General features: G+C 62.9%; 22 protein-coding genes. 11 read left to right on the top strand and 11 right to left on the bottom strand.

Annotated elements, in window-relative coordinates; translation table 11 throughout:
* Positions 1-23 precede the first annotated feature (23 nt).
* The 4 genes from msrB to AC0L2Y_RS14080 all read right to left on the bottom strand — a co-directional run bounded on the left by msrB (position 24) and on the right by AC0L2Y_RS14080 (position 2,704).
* Entirely contained in the window at positions 24-524 is a 501-nt protein-coding gene (msrB, locus tag AC0L2Y_RS14095) for a peptide-methionine (R)-S-oxide reductase MsrB (RefSeq protein WP_473556989.1), read from the bottom strand.
* Positions 525-698: 174 nt separating this feature from the next.
* Positions 699-1,256, bottom strand: coding sequence for a fasciclin domain-containing protein (locus tag AC0L2Y_RS14090; RefSeq protein WP_473556987.1), 558 nt, complete (start codon positions 1,254-1,256; stop codon positions 699-701).
* A 207-nt stretch (positions 1,257-1,463) separates the two neighbouring features.
* Positions 1,464-2,168: an anti-sigma factor gene (locus AC0L2Y_RS14085; RefSeq protein ID WP_473557205.1), complete on the bottom strand. Its 705-nt coding sequence runs from the start codon at positions 2,166-2,168 to the stop codon at positions 1,464-1,466.
* Entirely contained in the window at positions 2,165-2,704 is a 540-nt protein-coding gene (locus AC0L2Y_RS14080; RefSeq protein WP_023718207.1) for a sigma-70 family RNA polymerase sigma factor, read from the bottom strand. Before AC0L2Y_RS14080 ends, AC0L2Y_RS14085 begins: the two co-directional genes overlap by 4 nt.
* A 126-nt stretch (positions 2,705-2,830) precedes the next feature.
* On the opposite strand from AC0L2Y_RS14080, the gene AC0L2Y_RS14075 reads away from it, so the two are divergent.
* Both AC0L2Y_RS14075 and argB read left to right on the top strand, forming a co-directional pair.
* Positions 2,831-4,327 (top strand): amidase, encoded by a 1,497-nt coding sequence (locus AC0L2Y_RS14075; RefSeq protein ID WP_473556984.1) that lies wholly within the window; start codon positions 2,831-2,833, stop codon positions 4,325-4,327.
* A 155-nt stretch (positions 4,328-4,482) separates the two neighbouring features.
* Entirely contained in the window at positions 4,483-5,376 is an 894-nt protein-coding gene (argB, locus tag AC0L2Y_RS14070; RefSeq protein ID WP_473556982.1) for an acetylglutamate kinase, read from the top strand.
* 18 nt (positions 5,377-5,394) lie between these two features.
* On the opposite strand, the gene bchE is transcribed toward argB, so the two are convergent.
* Both bchE and AC0L2Y_RS14060 read right to left on the bottom strand, forming a co-directional pair.
* Positions 5,395-6,933, bottom strand: coding sequence for a magnesium-protoporphyrin IX monomethyl ester anaerobic oxidative cyclase (gene bchE, locus AC0L2Y_RS14065; RefSeq protein WP_473556979.1), 1,539 nt, complete (start codon positions 6,931-6,933; stop codon positions 5,395-5,397).
* A gap of 101 nt (positions 6,934-7,034) precedes the next feature.
* The gene (locus tag AC0L2Y_RS14060) at positions 7,035-7,511 is read right to left on the bottom strand and encodes an Lrp/AsnC family transcriptional regulator (RefSeq protein ID WP_292655879.1); all 477 of its coding nucleotides are present in this window, start codon (positions 7,509-7,511) and stop codon (positions 7,035-7,037) included.
* Between the two features lie 139 nt (positions 7,512-7,650).
* On the opposite strand from AC0L2Y_RS14060, the gene phhA reads away from it, so the two are divergent.
* Positions 7,651-8,484 carry a phenylalanine 4-monooxygenase gene (gene phhA, locus AC0L2Y_RS14055; RefSeq protein WP_473556977.1) on the top strand — a complete coding sequence of 278 codons (834 nt, stop codon included), beginning with the start codon at positions 7,651-7,653 and terminating at the stop codon, positions 8,482-8,484.
* Here phhA and AC0L2Y_RS14050 read toward each other — a convergent pair.
* Complete coding sequence (locus AC0L2Y_RS14050; protein WP_473556974.1) at positions 8,479-8,979, bottom strand: MarR family winged helix-turn-helix transcriptional regulator; 501 nt, start codon at positions 8,977-8,979, stop codon at positions 8,479-8,481. The genes phhA and AC0L2Y_RS14050 overlap by 6 nt on opposite strands.
* A 93-nt stretch (positions 8,980-9,072) precedes the next feature.
* Between AC0L2Y_RS14050 and AC0L2Y_RS14045 the strand changes: the two genes are divergently transcribed.
* Complete coding sequence (locus AC0L2Y_RS14045; RefSeq protein WP_023677478.1) at positions 9,073-9,240, top strand: hypothetical protein; 168 nt, start codon at positions 9,073-9,075, stop codon at positions 9,238-9,240.
* 69 nt (positions 9,241-9,309) lie between these two features.
* Here AC0L2Y_RS14045 and AC0L2Y_RS14040 read toward each other — a convergent pair whose 3' ends face one another.
* On the bottom strand, positions 9,310-10,071 hold the full coding sequence (locus AC0L2Y_RS14040) for a GGDEF domain-containing protein (RefSeq protein WP_473556973.1): 762 nt from the start codon (positions 10,069-10,071) through the stop codon (positions 9,310-9,312).
* Between the two features lie 161 nt (positions 10,072-10,232).
* Here AC0L2Y_RS14040 and AC0L2Y_RS14035 point away from each other — a divergent pair, with 161 nt between their 5' ends.
* Positions 10,233-10,940: a pyrimidine 5'-nucleotidase gene (locus AC0L2Y_RS14035; RefSeq protein ID WP_023677476.1), complete on the top strand. Its 708-nt coding sequence runs from the start codon at positions 10,233-10,235 to the stop codon at positions 10,938-10,940.
* Positions 10,941-10,974: 34 nt separating this feature from the next.
* Here the strand turns inward: AC0L2Y_RS14035 and AC0L2Y_RS14030 are convergent, their stop codons facing one another.
* Entirely contained in the window at positions 10,975-11,814 is an 840-nt protein-coding gene (locus AC0L2Y_RS14030; protein ID WP_473556970.1) for an LOG family protein, read from the bottom strand.
* A 145-nt stretch (positions 11,815-11,959) separates the two neighbouring features.
* On the opposite strand from AC0L2Y_RS14030, the gene dapD reads away from it, so the two are divergent.
* The 4 genes from dapD (at position 11,960) to AC0L2Y_RS14010 (ending at position 15,366) form a co-directional block, all read left to right on the top strand.
* Positions 11,960-12,814: a 2,3,4,5-tetrahydropyridine-2,6-dicarboxylate N-succinyltransferase gene (dapD, locus tag AC0L2Y_RS14025; protein ID WP_473556968.1), complete on the top strand. Its 855-nt coding sequence runs from the start codon at positions 11,960-11,962 to the stop codon at positions 12,812-12,814.
* A 30-nt stretch (positions 12,815-12,844) separates the two neighbouring features.
* A complete protein-coding gene (locus AC0L2Y_RS14020; protein ID WP_352455974.1) occupies positions 12,845-13,222 on the top strand; it encodes a DUF805 domain-containing protein in 378 nt (125 codons plus the stop codon).
* Positions 13,223-13,243: 21 nt separating this feature from the next.
* Positions 13,244-14,032 carry a hypothetical protein gene (locus AC0L2Y_RS14015; RefSeq protein WP_473556965.1) on the top strand — a complete coding sequence of 263 codons (789 nt, stop codon included), beginning with the start codon at positions 13,244-13,246 and terminating at the stop codon, positions 14,030-14,032.
* A gap of 233 nt (positions 14,033-14,265) precedes the next feature.
* A complete protein-coding gene (locus AC0L2Y_RS14010) occupies positions 14,266-15,366 on the top strand; it encodes a GGDEF domain-containing protein (RefSeq protein ID WP_473556963.1) in 1,101 nt (366 codons plus the stop codon).
* Here the strand turns inward: AC0L2Y_RS14010 and AC0L2Y_RS14005 are convergent.
* The gene (locus AC0L2Y_RS14005) at positions 15,356-15,574 is read right to left on the bottom strand and encodes a ketopantoate reductase C-terminal domain-containing protein (protein ID WP_473556960.1); all 219 of its coding nucleotides are present in this window, start codon (positions 15,572-15,574) and stop codon (positions 15,356-15,358) included. The two genes, AC0L2Y_RS14010 and AC0L2Y_RS14005, sit on opposite strands and share 11 nt — an antisense overlap.
* 93 nt (positions 15,575-15,667) lie before the next feature.
* Between AC0L2Y_RS14005 and dapE the strand changes: the two genes are divergently transcribed.
* Both dapE and AC0L2Y_RS13995 read left to right on the top strand, forming a co-directional pair.
* The gene (gene dapE, locus AC0L2Y_RS14000) at positions 15,668-16,867 is read left to right on the top strand and encodes a succinyl-diaminopimelate desuccinylase (RefSeq protein ID WP_473556958.1); all 1,200 of its coding nucleotides are present in this window, start codon (positions 15,668-15,670) and stop codon (positions 16,865-16,867) included.
* Positions 16,868-16,869: 2 nt separating this feature from the next.
* Positions 16,870-17,478, top strand: a complete 609-nt coding sequence (locus AC0L2Y_RS13995) for a transporter (RefSeq protein WP_473557203.1) — start codon at positions 16,870-16,872, stop codon at positions 17,476-17,478.
* Here AC0L2Y_RS13995 and truA read toward each other — a convergent pair.
* A complete protein-coding gene (truA, locus tag AC0L2Y_RS13990) occupies positions 17,430-18,215 on the bottom strand; it encodes a tRNA pseudouridine(38-40) synthase TruA (RefSeq protein WP_473556955.1) in 786 nt (261 codons plus the stop codon). The genes AC0L2Y_RS13995 and truA overlap by 49 nt on opposite strands.
* Positions 18,216-18,219: the final 4 nt, after the last annotated feature.

The raw sequence follows: 18,219 nt of genomic DNA, 5'->3' as shown, positions 1-18,219 counted from the left end.
CAAAGTCAGGGTCGCAGCCGTCCTCACGCCGTCGCCGGCTTGAAGGTCAAGGCGACGCCGTTGATGCAATGCCGCAACCCGGTCGGCGGCGGACCGTCGTCGAAGACGTGGCCGAGATGGCCACCGCAGCGGCGACAATGGACCTCGGTGCGGGTCATGCCCAACGACCTGTCCACGGTCTTGCCGATGGAATTCGGGATTTCCTGCCAGAAGCTCGGCCAGCCTGTGCCGGAATCGAACTTGGTCTCTGACGAATAGACCGGCAGGCCGCAGCCGGCGCAAGCGAAGATGCCTTTGCGGTGCTCGTTGAGCAGCGGACTGGTGCCGGGATATTCGGTGCCCTCCTTGCGCAGCACATTGAAGGCCGCGTCGGACAGGATGGCGCGCCACTCGGCTTCGGTCTTAGTAACCTCGAAAGTCTCGGCCGCGCGTGCATCCTGGGCTCCGCCCATACGCAGCGCGGTGGCGCCTGCGACAACGCCAATGGCTGCCGCACCACTCAAAAGAAGCTCGCGACGGTCCATGGCCATTCCTCCTGTTACTGCTTGTGCCAAATTCGACCGCCACACGGAAATCAAAAGCCGGTGACGATCGCTGTCCTCAAAGCGGGACTCCGCGCCTGTCCACATCTTGCGTGAACGGCGCGGAGTGTGCGCAGGGAGGCCCTTAGCGATATCTTCGCCGGCAGCGTGCGTTTGTTACATCTTCGGGAGGAGAACCTTGTCGACGACGTGGATGACGCCGTTGGACTGCTCGACGTCGGCGATCGTCACGTTCGCGACGTTGCCGTTCTCGTCGGTCACGGTGACCTTGCCGCCGTCGGCCTTGAGCGACAGTTCGCAACCAGCGACCGTCTTGACCCTATGGGTGCCGCCGTCATCCTTGACCATCTTGGCGACGTCGGCGGCCATCGCCTTGGCGCCGATGACATGGCAGGTCAGTATCTTGACGAGCTTGTCCTTGTTTTCAGGCTTGAGCAGCGTCTCCACCGTGCCGGCCGGAAGTGCCGCAAAGGCCTCGTTGGTCGGCGCGAATACGGTGAAAGGGCCGGCGCTCTGCAGCGTGTCGACCAGGCCGCCAGCCTTGACGGCAGCGACCAGCGTCGTGTGGTCCTTCGAGTTGATAGCATTTTCGACGATGTTTTTCTGGGCATACATGGCGGCGCCGCCGACCATCGGATTTTGGGCATAGGCAATGGTGGCGAGCTCAGAAATGGCGACCGTGCCGGCAAGCAAAAGGGTAGCGAATTTACGCATGATTTCAATCTCCTCGGGTTATCGTTCCCCCTCATTCGGGAACGCAAGGAGATACGCGATAGAAAATTCCGGAGTTTCGTCCTCTCCGCAAAAAAATATTGTGTCGCTGAAATTTGCCCGGCGCGGATCAACAGCTGCCAACACGCTTTGCAGGCGTTTAAATCGTGGGAGATAGATTTCAGGTCTGCTTCCACAGATGAGAAGCGGTCAGATGCTCTTCAGATCGCCCGCTGCGACCACCGGTCCAGTCGGCTGGCCGGTCGGTGAACCGCCGGCAGGCTCAACGCTGACCGCAAGCACGGCGCCTTGCGCCAATTTCTCCTGGACGGCGGGCGGGATGGCCAAATGCGCGGTCGCACCGGCCGGGATGACGCCCATCGACACCGGCGCCTTCTTGCCTTCGATCATCCACAATTCGAAGTCCTTGCCGGCGGCCCGCTCGCCGGAGACGTGGGAAAGGCCGACCTCGTGACGGACGGCATCGTAGACGACGAGATATTTGACGTCGCTGCCTTCGGCCGCCAGCGAGGCGACAAGCCGCGTCTGCGGCAGTTCGGTAGGCGGGCGGAAGTAGGGCACGGCGATGTAGATCGCCAGCGCCGCAATGGCGGCGGCGGCAAGACCGCGCCAGAAGCCAAGGCTCGACCAGAGGCCGGCGCGCGGCTCTGCAGCGAACAGCCGGCGGTCCAATGCTTCCTTGACCCTGATCGGAGGCTCTGTCTCCGAATAGGCGGCGGCCATCGGCGAAAGATGCGCCTCCCAGGCATCGACAAGGCGTGCGAAGGCGGCGTCCGCATCGATGCGGCGCGACGCGATCTCGCGTTCATCGGCGGCCAGCACGCCAAGAACGTATTCGGCGGCGAACAGGTCGTCGCCCCCACGTTCCGGTCCATTGTCGTCAGCCAGCGTCATCTTTCCAGGCATTCTCTCAGTTTCAACAGGCTGCGACGCAGCCAGGTCCGCATCGTGTTCAGCGGTACGCCATAGCGCTCCGCCAGCTCGGCATAGCTTTTGCCATCCAGATAGGCGCCCCGGACGGCCGCCGCCCGGTCCTTCTCCAATTCCTCGAGACAATGGTAGATGCGTCCGGACTCACCGCCCGCCACGGCCATGGCCTCCGGCCCCGGCGCCGGATCGGCCACGTCGAGCGCGGCATCGATATAGGCGGCAGGCTCTCGCCGCGCCCTGATCCGATCGATCGCATGATTGCGCGCAATGGCCACCAGCCAGGAGATCGGGCTCAGATCCGAAACTGCGAAACGGTCCGCCTTCGTCCATATCTTGACGAAGACCTCTTGAAGCGCCTCTTCTGCATCTCCCCGATCCTTCAATACACGAAGGCAGACGCCGAAAAGTTTCGCGCTGGTCTGCCGGTACAGCAGATCGAACGCAGCCCGGTCCTTCATCGAAGTCCGGACAATCAGGTTGCTGATGTCCTGCGGCGTCATCGGCCGCCAAATTAGGCGATTGCAATGTATTTGCAACGACTGAAATGGTCTTGCGCACCGGCAGCGCCAGCGTCGATTGCCAATGAAATCGCCGCCCGCTAGCTTGCCATGAGCGGGAGGGCGACCATGTCGATCGAGCGGGTTCTGTGGGAGCATGACGCGACCGGCCAGGCCGCACTCGTGCACAAGGGAGAGATCACACCGCAAGATCTCGTCGATGCGGCGATCGCCCGGGCCGAGGCCACCTGGCCGGAGATCAACGCCATCGCCGAACCGCTTTATGAGGCGGCGCGGGCATGGGCGAGGACCGTCGACCACAAGCTGCCGCTTGCCGGAGTGCCCTTTGCGCTGAAGGATCTCGGCATCGCCATGAAGGGCGTGCCGACGCATGGCGGCAGCCGCATCCCTGCTTACACCCCCGATTTCAACTCGGTGATGACGGAACGCTACCTGGCTGCAGGCCTGATCCCGATCGCCACCAGCACCGCACCCGAACACGGGCTGAGGCTGGTGACCGAATCGGTGGCTTACGGCGTCACTCGCAACCCATGGGACACCGCGCACACGACCGGCGGTTCCTCGGGCGGTGCGGCTGCCCTGGTCGCGGCCGGCGTCGTGCCGGTGGCGCACGCCTCGGACGGCGGCGGCTCGATCAGGGTGCCTGCGGCCTGTACCGGGCTGGTCGGGCTGAAAACCTCGCGCGGCCGCGTGCCCTTGACGCCGCTCGTCACCGAAAGCTGGTACGGCTTCGTCGTCGACCATGCGTTGGCCCGCTCGGTGCGCGATACGGCGCTGCTGCTCGACCTGACCCACGGGCCCGACCCGCTGTCGCCCTACGCGGCACCGTCGCCGAACGGCAGTTTCGCCGCGGCGGCCGGGCGCGATCCGGGCAAGCTCAAGCTCGCCTTCTACCGAAAATCGCCGCTCGGCCTGCCGATTTCGGAAGAAACCTTGAAAGCTCTGGATGCGGCAATTGCGTTGGCGCGCGAGGGCGGGCACAGCGTCGAGGAGATCGACCTGCCCTATATCGATCGCGATTTCATCGCCGATTTCGCCCGAACCGTCGCCGCGGCGGTGGCCGGCACGATGCGTGGCGAGGCCTTGCGCGTCGGCCGCTCCATCTCAGGCGACATCGAACGCGCCACGCGCGTGATGAGCCGGTTCGGTGAAATCCTCTCGGCCGGCGAAATCTATGCCGGCCTGCAGCGGCTGCACGCAACCTCGCGCCGGCTTATCACCGAAACCGCGCACTATGATGCAGTGCTGATGCCTGTCATCGCGCACCCGCCGCTCGCCTGCCGCACCATGGACCCGAAAGGCGCCGACGACTTCATCGAGAATGTCCTGGACAGACTGCGCCTCGCCGGCCTGCTGAAGTTCAAGCCGCTATTCGGCCAGCTGATGGACAAGAGCCTGTGGTTCACCCACTGGCCGGCGATCCAGAACGTCAGCGGGCAACCGTCGATCACGCTTCCGGTCTACGTCACCGATGCCGGCCTGCCGCTCGGCGTCCAGGCCGCCGGCCGCCCCGGCGACGAGGAGACGCTTTTGTCGTTCGCCGCGCAGATGGAAAAGATCTCGGGATGGCTGGGCCGGCGAGCGCCGCTGCAAGTGCCGGCATAGACCATGATCCCGAAAGGTGGGACCGGTTTTCGGACAAGATCATGGTCAAACAAACAGTAGTGCCGATTTGATCGATCCTGACAGCAAAGCCGTTTGCCCCCTCGCCCAATTCCCGCTAAGACGCCGCCGTTCATGCCAAGCTGGGAACCACGCCGATGACGGATGTCGCCGCCACCGCCGAAATGCAGGCCGCGCTGCTTTCAAGGGCGCTGCCCTACATGCAGCGCTACGAGAACAAGACGGTCGTGGTGAAATATGGCGGCCACGCGATGGGCGACATCGCGCTCGGCAAGGCTTTTGCCCGCGACATCGCACTGCTCAAGCAATCCGGCGTCAACCCGATCGTCGTGCATGGCGGCGGGCCGCAGATCGGCGCCATGCTCAGCAAGATGGGCATCGAATCCAAATTCGAGGGCGGCTTGCGCGTCACCGACCAGAAGACCGTCGAGATTGTCGAGATGGTGCTGGCCGGGTCGATCAACAAGGAGATCGTCGCGCTGATCAATGCCGAGGGCGAGTGGGCGATCGGCCTGTGTGGCAAGGACGGCAACATGGTGTTTGCCGAAAAGGCGCGCAAGACCATGATCGATCCGGATTCCAACATCGAGCGGGTGCTCGACCTGGGCTTCGTCGGTGAACCTATCGAGGTCGACCGCACATTGCTCGACCTCCTGGCACGATCCGAAATGATCCCGGTGCTGGCGCCGGTGGCGCCCGGCCGCGACGGCCATACCTACAACATCAACGCCGACACTTTTGCCGGCGCCATCGCCGGCGCCTGCCAGGCGACGCGCCTGCTGTTCCTCACCGACGTGCCCGGCGTGCTCGACAAGGACAAGAAGCTGATCGACGAGCTGACCGTGGCCGAGGCCAAGGACCTGATCAAGGACGGCACGGTCTCGGGCGGCATGATCCCCAAGGTCGAGACCTGCATCGAGGCAATCGAGCGCGGCGTCGCAGGCGTCGTCATCCTCAACGGCAAGACGCCGCATGCGGTGCTGCTCGAGTTGTTCACCGAACACGGCGCCGGCACGCTGATCGTGCCGTGAGGCCGGGTGTCTGAGGGCTCAAGCGTTTGGCGAAATAGCAGTCACGGACTTACGCGACAGGCGTTCGACAACCATCGATTCCTCTTCCTCGTCTTGCGGCGCGCCCCAGAATTCGGCGAGCGTCGGGCCATTTTTGAGGCGGCGGTCGCGGACCAGAAAGCCCCAAACTTCGCGGAACCAGACGCGGCGGCCCATTTTGGTGTACCAGCGCATCGAATGCCGTTGCTCCGGATCCTTGTGGAACAGGATACGCGCCAGCGCCCTAGGCCGCGACTGCACGGCCAGTTCGATCAGCTTGACGGCCAAGAACAACATCCACGGTTTGAGGCGGGTCATCTGCAGCACCTGGTGCTTGTAGTCCCACAGGCGTGCGTCCAACTGGATCACCTTGCGGTCCCTGGCAATCCTGAAGAACGGCGTCCAGCGATGCGGCGTCACATAGAGCGCCTGGATCTGGTCGGGATCATAGGCGATCAGCTGGCGGAAGCCTCGCCAGAGGTCGCGAAAGCCTTCGTCCTCGAAACCGGCCACCCAGGTTGCCATCGACAGAATGCCGTTGCGGCGCAGCAGCCGTATCGCCTCGCGATCGGATGAGGTGCTGCCGCCCTTGCGGATCAACTGGAGCGTCTGCTCGTCGGTATTTTCCATGCCAAGCAGCCAGCGGATGATGCCGGCCTTGCGATAGAGATGCAGGCTGCCGGCGTCGCGGACGATGTCGTCGGCGCGGGTGGAGCCGACGATCAGCACCGGCACGTTCTCAGCGATCATCGCATCGAGAAAGGCGCGCCAGGCTTTTTTGGACGAGGTCGGGTTCTCGTCGGCAAGGTTGATCAGCTCGACGCCGTGTTCGCGGTGCAGCCAGGCAATCTCCCGCGCGAACTTCACGGGGTCGCGGTGCCGCCAGCGCGTCCAGAAGCCGCGCTGGCCGCAATAGTTGCACAGATGCGGACAGCCTCGCGAGAACTGCATGACCACTGCGCGCTTGCCTCCCCAATAGCTGTAGCGACTGAAGTCGATCAGTTCCCAGCCGATGCGGCAGTCGTCTAGGTTGGTGATCGTCCGTGCCGGCCGGGTGGCAAAGGGCCGGCGCAAATCGTCAGGAAAGGCGATCCCCGCCACGTCCGACAGCGGCTTGCGTTTTTCAAGAGCCTCGACCAGCGCGACGATGGTCGCCTCGCCCTCGCCGCGCACGATGAAGTCGAAGGCATCCGTTTCGGCCAGTATGTCGCGCCAGTGATAGGTCGGAAACACGCCGCCATAAATCAGGATTGTCGCTGGCTCGATGTGCTTGACCATGCGGGCGATCAGCAGGGCTGTCGGATGTGCAGAGGTCGAGCCGGAATGGCCGATCAGAATGCAGTCGGGATGGTCGCTCAAGGCGTCCTGGACCAGCGCGGCAAGCGGCATCGGCCCGAATTCGGCGTCCACAAGCCGCACTTGATGTCCCGCGTCGATCAGCGGTCCGCCCAGTGCCAGCAAACCGAGCGGCGGCAGATGGTCGTCGGGCACACGGCTGCCGATGGCGGTATGCGGCGGGTTGATCAGGACGATTTTCATGGCGGGCCTTATGCAATGGCGGTCCGCATGTCGTAGTCGGCGATCTAGCTCTGGAGATTGGCCAGCTTCAGCAGTTTGTGTGCAGCTTTTCCGCAGAAATCCTACCGTCTGAGATGTGCAAGCGGGACATGGCCGGGCCCCTTGATGTTCTGCAGCACAAGCTGCGTGTGTACGTCGCGCACGCCTTCGAGCCGCATCAGCCGGTGCATGACGAAGGCATTGAGCTCGTCGACCGACGGCACCATGACATGCAGCAGGAAATCATGGTCGCCGGTCATGGTCCAGCATGAGGACACCTCGTCCATGCGCTGGACGGCGGCGATGAAGCTTTCGGGCGAGCCGTCGCTGTGGCTGGTCAAGCGCACCTGGATGAACACCTCGACCATCAGCCCGACGGCGCGACGGCTGAGCACCGCGGCGAAGCGCTTGATGATGCCCGCCTGCTGAAGAGCTTCGAAGCGCCGCGCGCAAGGTGTCGTCGACAGGCCGATCTGCTGCGCCAGTTCGGATACCGGCTTGCGCCCGTCGCGCTGCAGGATGTCGAGCATCTTGATCTCGAATTCGTCAAACTGAGGCATTTTCACTCTCCCAAAGCTTGATCGTGGAGTCTTTTACCTCCAACCCCGCATTTGAGCCACCATCAAAGCTGATTTGCCTCGCGCCATCCGGCTAAAATTGCCGACAATTCGCTGATCATGATTTCCAGGGAGAGCAGCCATGACCATGAACGTTGCCGATTATGCCCGCGAATGCGCGGCGCGAGGCCTCCGCGGCGATTACTCGGTCTGCCGTGCCGATTTCACCGTGGCGCAGGGCTACAATTATAGCGACGAAGAGCAGGCGGTATGGCGCACGCTGTGCGACCGCCAGACGAAGCTGACCAGGAAGCTCGCCCACCATTCCTATCTCGATGGCGTTGCGGCGCTCGGTCTTCTCGACAAGATCCCGGATTTCGGTGAGATCAGCGAGAAGCTGCGCAAGCTCACCGGCTGGGAGATCGTCGCCGTGCCGGGGCTCATCCCCGCCCAGCCGTTCTTCGACCACCTCGCCAACCGCCGGTTCCCGGTCACCAACTGGCTGCGAACCCGAAAGGAGCTCGACTACATCGTCGAGCCCGACATGTTCCACGATTTCTTCGGTCATGTGCCGATCCTGACGCAGCCGGTCTTTGCCGACTTCATGCAGATGTACGGCAAGAAGGCCGATAGCGTGATTGCGCTCGGCGGCGACGAGATGATCACCAGGCTTTACTGGTACACCGTCGAATACGGGCTGATACGCGAGCCGGGCCAGCCGCTGAAGGCTTTCGGCGCCGGGCTGATGTCATCCTTCACGGAGCTTCAGTTCGCGGTCGAAGGCCGCGAGGCGCACCACGTCCCCTTCGACCTGGAAACCGTAATGCGCACCGGCTACGAGATCGACAAGTTCCAGCGTGCCTATTTCGTGCTGCCGTCGTTCGACGCCCTGCGTGATGCTTTCGAGACCGCCGATCTTGCGGCGATCGTGGCGCGCCGCAAAGGCGAGCCAGCGCTCGACCCGGCGAGCCTATAGGCTGCCGGTTGTTTCCAACGCCTCGGCCTTCAGCCGGGCCAGCTGGTCGCGCTGAAGGTCGAGCGACGCCGTGACGAAGCGCAGGATCGTGGCGAGCTCCGTGTCGCTAAATGTGGCGATCACCTTTTCCCCCTCCTGCGCGATCGCGCCATAATAGCGCGTCGATAGTTCTCGCGTGAGTTCCGTCGCCTCGATGACCACCTTGCGCCTGTCCTCAACGCTGCGCGTTCGTGTCAGCAGGCCGCGCGCCTCCAGCCGGTCGATCAGCGCGGTGATCGCGGCCGGCGTCAACCCTGTTGCGGCCGCGACCTCGCCAGCCGATCGCGGGCCGCCATAGAGCAGTGCCAGGCAATGGCGTTCCGCCATACTCAGCCCAAGCCTATCGCCCACTGCCTCGTCATAAGCCTGTGTCGCGTCCTGCCAGCCCATAATGGCAAGGCTGATGGCGGTCTTCATGTCGGCCCGATTCATGCTTGACGAATTTATTTCGATCATCTAACTATCAATCTGCCTAACATTATGTCCATTATAGTAATATGCTGCATCGGGCGCAAGGCAAGGCCTGTCGCAGCCTGCAAGGAGTGAAAAATGAATCAGACCCCGACGCGCGGCCCACTCACACCGGCCGAGGAGTTCAAATACGCCAAGCTGGCGATGGAGTGGTATGGCTGGGGCTCTCCCATTGGCCTTGGCATCGCTCTGGTCGCGCTGGCGGCCGCCGCCCTGCTGTTCCGCATCGCCATCTTCGGATTTTGACAGTCTGGCCACGGCGCGATTGAATCCAGACAGGGTCGAATTTCCCCAGCAGAAGGCTTAGGACCGAGCTCAGGCGGCTTCGGAAATATCGCGGTCGATGATCGACAGATTGCGGCCGCGATGCTTGGCCTCGTAAAGCCGCTGGTCGGCGGCGCGCATCAGCTCCGACACTGCGGCCTCCCTGCCGCAGGTGATGCCGCCAATACTGACCGTCAGCGGAACCGTTCGTTCATCGACCGGCCGGAAACGGATACGCTCGACTTCACGCCGGATGCGCTCGGCGACGCGCCTGGCCTCGTGTTCGGTGGCGCCAATCAGAAGGGCGCAGAATTCCTCACCGCCGATGCGCCCAAGCACGTCGCCGCTGCGCACGCCACGCTCTATCGCGTTTGCAATCAGGAGCAGCGCATCGTCGCCGATCAGATGGCCGTAGCTGTCGTTGATGGTCTTGAAATGATCGGCATCGATGATCAGCAATGCCCCGCGATCGAATTTATGCCGGGAGCCGTCGAGCGCGGCAAAGAAACTTTCGCGATTGAGCATGCCGGTCATGTCGTCGCGGCTCGCCTTTTCCGCCAAGCGCCTGTGCGCGGCGGCGAGTCGGGCATGGGCGCGGGCGAGCTCGCGATGCGCGGTCTGCAACCTTTCGCCCTGCCAGAACATATGGGCGCCGACGCCCCAGGCAAGCGCGAGCGGGCAGACGGTGGATGTCAGCCAGATGGTGCGATTGATCGGAAACCCCATTGCCGGCACGACGATCAGCGTCAGCAAAAGCGAGACCGCTACAGAGGCGAAAGCGATGGCGGCAGACTTTAGAATTATGCGATTCATCGCTTGCTCCCACTGGTCCGTCTTGGTCCCAGCAAGCGCTGAATGTCACCTTTCGGCGATGCTTAAGATTTTAATTATGGCGCCATTTTCACCACCCAGGGCGCGCATAGGTTGTGGATAAACCTCCTGTTAGAAAGATCGTTTCGTGCCATAAGGACGGTATGACCACACTTCCCGACCCCGCCCGCTTTGCCCATGTCACCGACTGGGTGTTCGATCTCGACAACACGCTTTATCCGCATCATTCGAATCTGTTCTCGCAGATCGATGTGAAGATGACCGCCTACGTCGGAGAATTGCTGACGCTGCCGCGCGAGGAAGCACGAAAGCTGCAAAAGGAGCTCTACCGCGAATACGGCACGACACTGAACGGATTGATGACGCGCCATGGCATCGACCCCGATGATTTTCTCGAGAAGGTCCACGACATCGATTATTCCTGGCTGGTTCCAGATCCCGTCCTCGGCACCGCCATTCGCCAGCTTCCCGGCCGTAAATTCATCTTCACCAACGGGGATCGCCGGCATGCCGAACGCACCGCGCGGCAACTAGGCATTCTCGAGCATTTCGACGATATTTTCGATATCGTCGCAGCCGGACTGAACCCCAAGCCGGCGCGGCAATCCTACGAGAAATTTGCCGAACTCCACGCCGTTACCGGGCAAAATGCGGTGATGTTCGAGGATCTCGCCCGCAACCTGTCGGTACCGAAATCGCTGGGCATGACCACGGTGCTGGTGGTGCCGCGCAATTTCGAGCCGACCTTCTCGGAAATCTGGGAACGCGACCCGGCCAACGAGGACGATGTGGACTTCGTCACCGACGATCTCGCCGGCTTTCTCACGGCGATCGTCGAAGTCCCTGCTTGAGGCAGCCGGCGCGCTTCAAGTCCTTGCTTGCATGTCAAAGTTTATAGAAGCGGCTAATGATCCCCCAGGCCTCGTCGGCGGTGTCGACGAAATCGATGATATCCTGGTCGCCGGGCGTGATCGTGCCTTGCTCGGCGAGGAAATCGAGGTCGATCGCCTTTGCCCAGAAAGCTTTGCCGAACAGAATGACCGGCACGCGTTCCATGCGGCCCGTTTGGATCAGGGTCAGCGTTTCGAAGAACTCGTCCATCGTGCCGAAGCCGCCTGGAAATACCGCAACGGCCTTGGCACGCATGACGAAATGCATCTTGCGGACCGCGAAATAGTGGAAATTGAAGCAGAGTTCCGGCGTCACGTAGGCGTTTGGCGCCTGCTCGTGCGGCAGCACGATGTTGAGACCGATCGACGGCGCGCCAACATCGTCGGCGCCGCGATTGCCGGCCTCCATGACGCCCGGCCCGCCGCCGGTGACCACGACGAATTCGCGATAGTACGAGGTGGCCGACTGCTGTGAGCAGAGACGGGCGAATTTGCGCGCCTCCTCGTAATATTTGCTGTTTTGCTCGAGGTTCTTCTTCTGCGTCTCGTTCTTGGCCGCCCAGGCTTCGCCGCCGGGCTCGGGTATGCGGGCGCCGCCGAACAGGATGACGGTCGATTGGATGCCGCGCTCGGCCAGGATCATCTCCGGTTTCAGCAGTTCGAGCTGCAGCCTGACCGCGCGCAATTCGCGCCGCGTCATGAAATCGGGATCGTTCCAGGCCAGCCGATATGTCTCCGCGCGCGTTTGCGGCGTGTCAGGCACACTTCTCGACCGCTCCAGATCCTCGTCCGAATGCGGCAGCGGCGTCCATCCCGCCTTTTCCATGGGAGTCATATTTGCTTTACCCGTCCAATCATTCACTTGCGCCGTCCCGTGACGCTGCCGCGATTGACCCTCCCCAAGCCTTCACATAGGGTCCGCGCGACTTTCAAACAGGTTAAGGCGCCGGCCCTTAACAGCTTGGTAATGGAGCGAATTCATGTCGAAGCCCGATCTCGCGAGCCTCGAGGAGATTATCGAGAACGCCTTCGAGGAACGCGACACGATTTCGACCGCAACCCGCGGCGAGACGCGCGAGGCCATCCAATCGGCGCTCGACCTGCTCGACCGCGGCGTCGCCCGCGTCGCCGAGCGGCAGGCCGACGGCAAATGGCACATCAACCAGTGGCTGAAGAAAGCGGTGCTGCTATCCTTCCGGCTCACCCCGATGGAGATCATAAAGGGCGGTCCCGGTCAGGCGGTATGGTGGGACAAGGTGCCCTCGAAGTTCGACGGCTGGAGCGCCGTCGATTTCGAGAAGGCCGGCTTCCGCGCCGTGCCGTCGTCGATCGTGCGCCGCTCCGCCTATGTCGCGCCCGGCGCCGTGCTGATGCCGTCCTTCGTCAACGTCGGCGCCTATGTCGACAGCGGCACCATGGTCGACACCTGGGCTTCGGTCGGCTCCTGCGCCCAGATCGGCAAGAATGTGCATCTGTCGGGCGGCGTCGGCATCGGCGGCGTGCTGGAGCCGATGCAGGCGGGTCCCACCATCATCGAGGACAATTGCTTCATCGGCGCCCGTTCCGAAGTGGTCGAAGGCTGCATCGTTCGCGAAGGCTCGGTGCTCGGCATGGGCGTATTCATTGGCCAGTCGACCAAGATCGTCGACCGCGCCACCGGCGAGATATTCTACGGCGAAGTGCCGCCTAATTCCGTCGTCGTCGCCGGCTCGCTGCCGGGCAAGCCTTTTCCAAACAACGAGCCCGGCCCCAGCCTCTACTGCGCGGTTATCGTCAAGCGGGTCGATGCCAGGACCCGTTCCAAGACCTCGATCAACGAATTGCTGCGCGATTGATCTTTCTCAACGAATACGGACGGAATTCGCTTGCCTGACAGATCAGACCTCATCTGGCTTTTCTTCAAGGCTTCGGGCCGCGTCAGCCGCGCGGCCTATTTTCTTGGAGGACTGCTGGTGGCCATCATACAGGCCTTCCCGCTCTACCGTTTCACGCTGGTGCCGGAAGGCACCACCGAGAGCAACATGTGGTCGTTTATTTTCTTCATCGCCTTCATTGCCTCGCTTTGGTCGAACGTGGTGCTGGCGGTGAAGCGGTTGCACGACCTCGACAAGCCGGGCGTTGCGGCGCTGGTGCTGTTCGTGCCGGTAGTCTCGATCATCGCTTTCCTCGTGCTTTGCCTGTTTCCGGGGCAACCCGGCCCTAACCGCTACGGCAAGCGCACCAACGCACCGGCCGAACCCTGAGCGCCGATCGGACATTTCGTCATGCGTTACCGCTCGCTTGATTCGAAACTGATCCTCGAAACCGCCGAAAGGCTGGAAGAGCGCGTCGCCGAGCGCTTTCCCGATGCAGGCTTGCGCGGCGTCGCCGCCGAGCTCGTGTCGCTGTCGCGCGATCTGGCAAAGGCAGCCAAGGCGCTGGAGGCGCCGATCTGGTGGCTGCGCGGCCTCATCATCGCCGCCTTCGTCGTCGGAGCGCTGATGTTCCTGTTCGTCGGCACAATCCTGCCGCTTGGCCGCATTTCTGGAAACCACGATGCCTTCCAATCCGTGCAAGGCATCGAAGCTTCACTCAACATGATCATCCTCGCCGTGCTGGGCTTCCTTGCCCTGATCCGCTCCGAGGAGCAGATCAAGCGCAAGCGGGTGTTCCGCCAGCTCCACGGGCTGCGGTCGCTGATCCACGTCATCGACATGCACCAGCTGACCAAGGATCCGGCAGCACTTTCAGCCAGTTTCAAGCCGACTGCGCATTCGCCAGCCCGCATCACCAACGCCGCCGACCTTGCCCGCTATCTCGACTATTGCTCCGAAATGCTGTCGATCACCGGCAAGATCGCCGCGCTGTTCGCGCAATCGGTGAATGACGCCGTGGTCATCGACGGCGTCAATGACATCGAGAACCTGGCTTCGAACCTCTCGCGAAAGATCTGGCAGAAGATCACGCTGATCGAAACCCCTCATGGGCAGCCGGCACGTGCGGCGAAAACCGATCCCGAGCCGGGTCCGCCGCGTGGGCCTGCGGTCCGCAAACAACCGGGGCCGGCAAGCTAAAATCGGCGAGCCGGCGGCAGATCCGCGAGAGCGGCAGAGCGGGGAGTTCCGAAACCCCGGTTTTGCGCCGGATGCTCTAAGTGAATGTTAATCACCCTCGCCCAGCATGGCGGCGAAGACTATGTCGACCGGCACGGAGCGCTCGACTGGCAAGCGATCCATCCCTGACCACCAAGGAGCCGCGCAAAACGTGGAGCGCCGGCGCTCGCCTGTTTGCCTGGTTCTCTTCGCCGATGAGATTGGAGCCGGAAGCTGTCCGCGCCCGGCTGCTCGACACCACTTTCGACCGCAAATTCGCGGTCCTGTTCGGCACCATCAGCGTTCTGTTGGTTGCGGTCAGCGCAGCATTTTTCACCAAGGATTGGTGGCCCTGCTCCTGGATCGCAGCCGACCTGATGCTTTTTGCCGTACGCGTTCTGCTGATGCGGGAATGCGAGCAGGCCCGCAGGCGCGGCTCGAAAGGGCCGCTGGCGGGCCTGATGGCAGCCAGCGGCGTCTGGTCGGTTGTTTTCGGCCTCGGCTGCTATGGCTGTGTTGCCAGCGGGAATATGGCGCTTTCCGTACTTGCCGCCTTGAATGTCGCAGGCGTCGTCGGCGTGGTGTCGTCACGCAATGCGGCGACCCCGCGCTTCGCCATATTCGTCATGTTGGCCGTAAGCCTGCCTTACGTGGTCGGTGCATTGTTTTCTGCGGCGCCCGGAATGCCGATCGTCGGAATTCAAACGCCGTTCTTTGTGGCCGGCGTCATCATCGTGCTGCTTCAGAACCACGCAATCAACGCCCGCATGATCCGCGCCGAACTGGACAATCGCGACCTGGCCATCAAGGACGCGCTGACCGGTCTGCCAAACCGCATCTTCCTGCAGGAGAAATTGCGCGACATGTGCCGCGACCTTGCGGCACCGGCCGCCAATGGCGGCAAGCCGTTTGCAGTGCTCAGCATGGATCTCGACGGCTTCAAACAGGTCAACGACCGTTTTGGCCACGCCGTCGGCGACGTGCTGCTGTGCAAGGTGGCCGAACGATTGAAGCGCGGCTTCCGGCCGGGGGACGTGGTCTTCCGCATCGGCGGCGATGAATTTGTCATCCTTTTGCCCGCAACCTCGGAGATCGAGGCCACCTACCTGGCAAAGCGGGCCATCGAAAAGGTCTCGGTGCCTTTCGACCTCGGGGTCGGTTCCGCCATCCATGTCGGCTTGAGCGTCGGCAGCGCCTTCGCACCCGCCGACGGCGGCGATCCGGAAATCCTGCTCACCTGTTCCGACCATGCGCTCTACGAAGCCAAGCGCACCGGCAAGGGCCGTTACTGGGCGCCTGTGCGGGCTACGATCTGACGGTCGCAGCGACGGCTTCCGGCGTCAGGCAGGGCGATCCGCTTCTCTCCTGCTCGGCCGCGCGCACCAGTGCCGTCACACGCTTCAGCAACGGCGCCGGCGTGCCGGCCTTTTCGGCCAGACGCAGGACCGCGCCTTGCAGTTCGCCGACCTCAGCCGGCCGGCGGCGCTGCGATGGCCCTGTCCTGGTCGAGAAGCCTTGCCGCAATTATACGACATGAAAAACCATAATATCGGCGGCATGGCTGGCCCTTATGTCTTGCCGTGACAGGCCTTGCGCTTTCGACTATCGCTTTTGCCCATGACGCTGCCTACCGATCCGACCAGAAATCTGGCTGCTCTCATTCGCTGCGCTTCCGTGACGCCCGCCGAAGGCGGTGCGCTGAGCGCGCTGGAAGAAATGTTGAAGCCGCTCGGCTTTGCCGTCGAGCGCCCGGTGTTTTCCGAATCCGGCACACCTGACATCGAGAACCTTTACGCGCGGCGTTCCGGCAACGGCCCGCATCTGATGTTTGCCGGCCATACCGATGTGGTGCCGGTGGGCGATGAAACAGCCTGGACGCACCCGCCCTTTGGCGCCGAGATCGCCAATGGCGAGATGTTCGGCCGCGGCGCCGTCGACATGAAGGGCGGCATTGCTTGTTTCGTCGCGGCGGTAGCGCGGCACATCGCGCAGAAGGGCGGCCCGAAGGGGTCGGTCTCGCTGCTGATAACCGGCGACGAGGAAGGTCCGGCGATCAACGGCACGACGAAACTGCTCGAATGGGCGGCTGCCAAGGGCGAGAAATGGCATGCGGCGATCGTCGGCGAGCCGAGCAATCCCGACGCGCTCGGCGATATGATCAAGATCGGCCGGCGCGGCTCGCTATCGGGCACGGTCACAGTCAACGGCCGCCAGGGCCACGCCGCCTATCCGCAGCTAGCCGACAATCCCGTGCGTGGCCTGATGACGCTGGTCGACGCCTTGCTTCACCCCGTCTTCGACGACGGAACAAGGGATTTCCAGCCGACCAATCTTGAGGTCACCTCCATCGATGTCGGCAACCCTGCCACCAACGTCATCCCCGCGAAGGCGGCCGCTACCTTCAATATCCGCTTCAACGACACATGGACCGCCGAGACGATCCAGGCCGAGATCCACAATCGCCTCGACCGGGCCGCGAAACGCAAGAAATACCGCGCCGGCAAGAAGACGCCGGTCGACTACGAGATCGCTTGGCGCGACGGGCCGAGCCATGTTTTCCTGACACGCGACGACCGGTTGATCGAGACGCTTGGCGGCTCGATCAAGGCGGTGACCGGCAGAAAGCCGGCGCTCTCCACCTCCGGCGGCACCTCCGATGCCCGCTTCATCAAGGATTATTGTCCGGTGGTCGAATTCGGCCTTGTCGGCAAGACCATGCACATGGTCGACGAGCGCGTGGCGATTGCCGACCTCGAGACGCTGACGCAGATTTATCTGCGCTTCGTTGAAGACTGGTTTGCGCAGGACATATCCTAGTGATGCTTTCAGCGGATGAAACCTACGCTTCGCTTGCCGGCGCCTGGCGGCTGATGCTCGGCAAGGCCGACGGATTTCGCCTGCTCGACCTTTCGGCGGACGGTTTCTGGAACTCCTTTTTTGCCATCGTCGTCGCGGCGCCGGCACTGATCGTCGGCTGGGTCGGTATTGCCAACGAGATCGGCGATCCCAACGCATTCGTCGGCCGTTTCAGCATGGTGATCCGCCTGGCCACCGTCGATATCGGCGCTTGGGTGCTGCCGCTCATAGGCCTCGCCCTGGTGGCGCCGCGGGTCGGCGTCGGCGGCCGTTTCGTCCATTATGTCGTGGCCAGCAACTGGGCCTCGGCGATCATCGCCTGGATGATGCTGCCGGTGGCGCTGCTCAGCCTGTTTGTCCCCTTCAACGACCAATTCGTTGTGTTTACGGCGCTGGTTCTGTTTCTAGTGTCTCAGGTCTTGTTCTGGCGGATGACCAACGCAGCCATTGGCAAAGGCGCGGCGGTCACCACCGTGGTATTCGTCAGCATGCTCGTGGCTTCGAAGTTGGTCTCAGTCGTTCTTCAGGCGTTGCTCGGCATTTCCATGCCCGAGATATCCACCCCCGGATAATCGACGCCGACGAGAAACAGCCCGTCGGGCGGCGCCACCTGACCGCAGGCTGCACGGTCGCGCGCCTCAAGCGCCGCCTTGAGGTCGGCAATAGTCCAGCCGCCTTCGCCGACACGTTTGAGCGAGCCGACCATCGAGCGCACCTGGTTGTGCAGGAATGACCGCGCCGAAGCGCGGATTTCGATGAAATCGCCCGCCCGGCTGACATCCAGTCGGTCGAGCGTGCGGACCGGGCTGGTGGCCTGGCACTGGGTCGAGCGGAAGGTGGTGAAATCATGCCGGCCAAGCAGCACCTTTGCCGCTTCGTGCATGGCAGCCGCATCGAGCTGCTTCGGTACCCACCAGATCTTGCCCTTGTCGAGCGCCGCCGGCGCGCGGCGGTTGACGATGCGGTAGAGGTAATGGCGGCCGATCGCCGAGAAACGCGCATCGAAGCCATCCGGCACGACGGCGGCCTTCAGTATGGCGATGCGCACCTTGGCCGCCTGCAGATGCGCGTTGACGGCGTCGCGCACCTTGTCGCCGGGCCATGCCTTGATCAGATCGACATGCGCCACCTGAGCGGTCGCATGGACGCCGGCATCGGTGCGGCCGGCGGCGCGCAGCGAAACCTGCTCACCACAGAACTTCTCGATCGCCTGCTCGATCGCCTGCTGCACCGAAGGCTGGTTGGCCTGGCGCTGCCAGCCGGCGAAGAGACTGCCGTCATATTCGATGTCGAGGCGAAAACGCGGCATTCCC

It is taken from the genome of Mesorhizobium sp. WSM4830, from assembly GCF_055811495.1.
The sequence above is the reverse complement of the archived record's forward strand: the minus strand, read 5'-3'. Positions and strand labels throughout refer to the sequence as shown.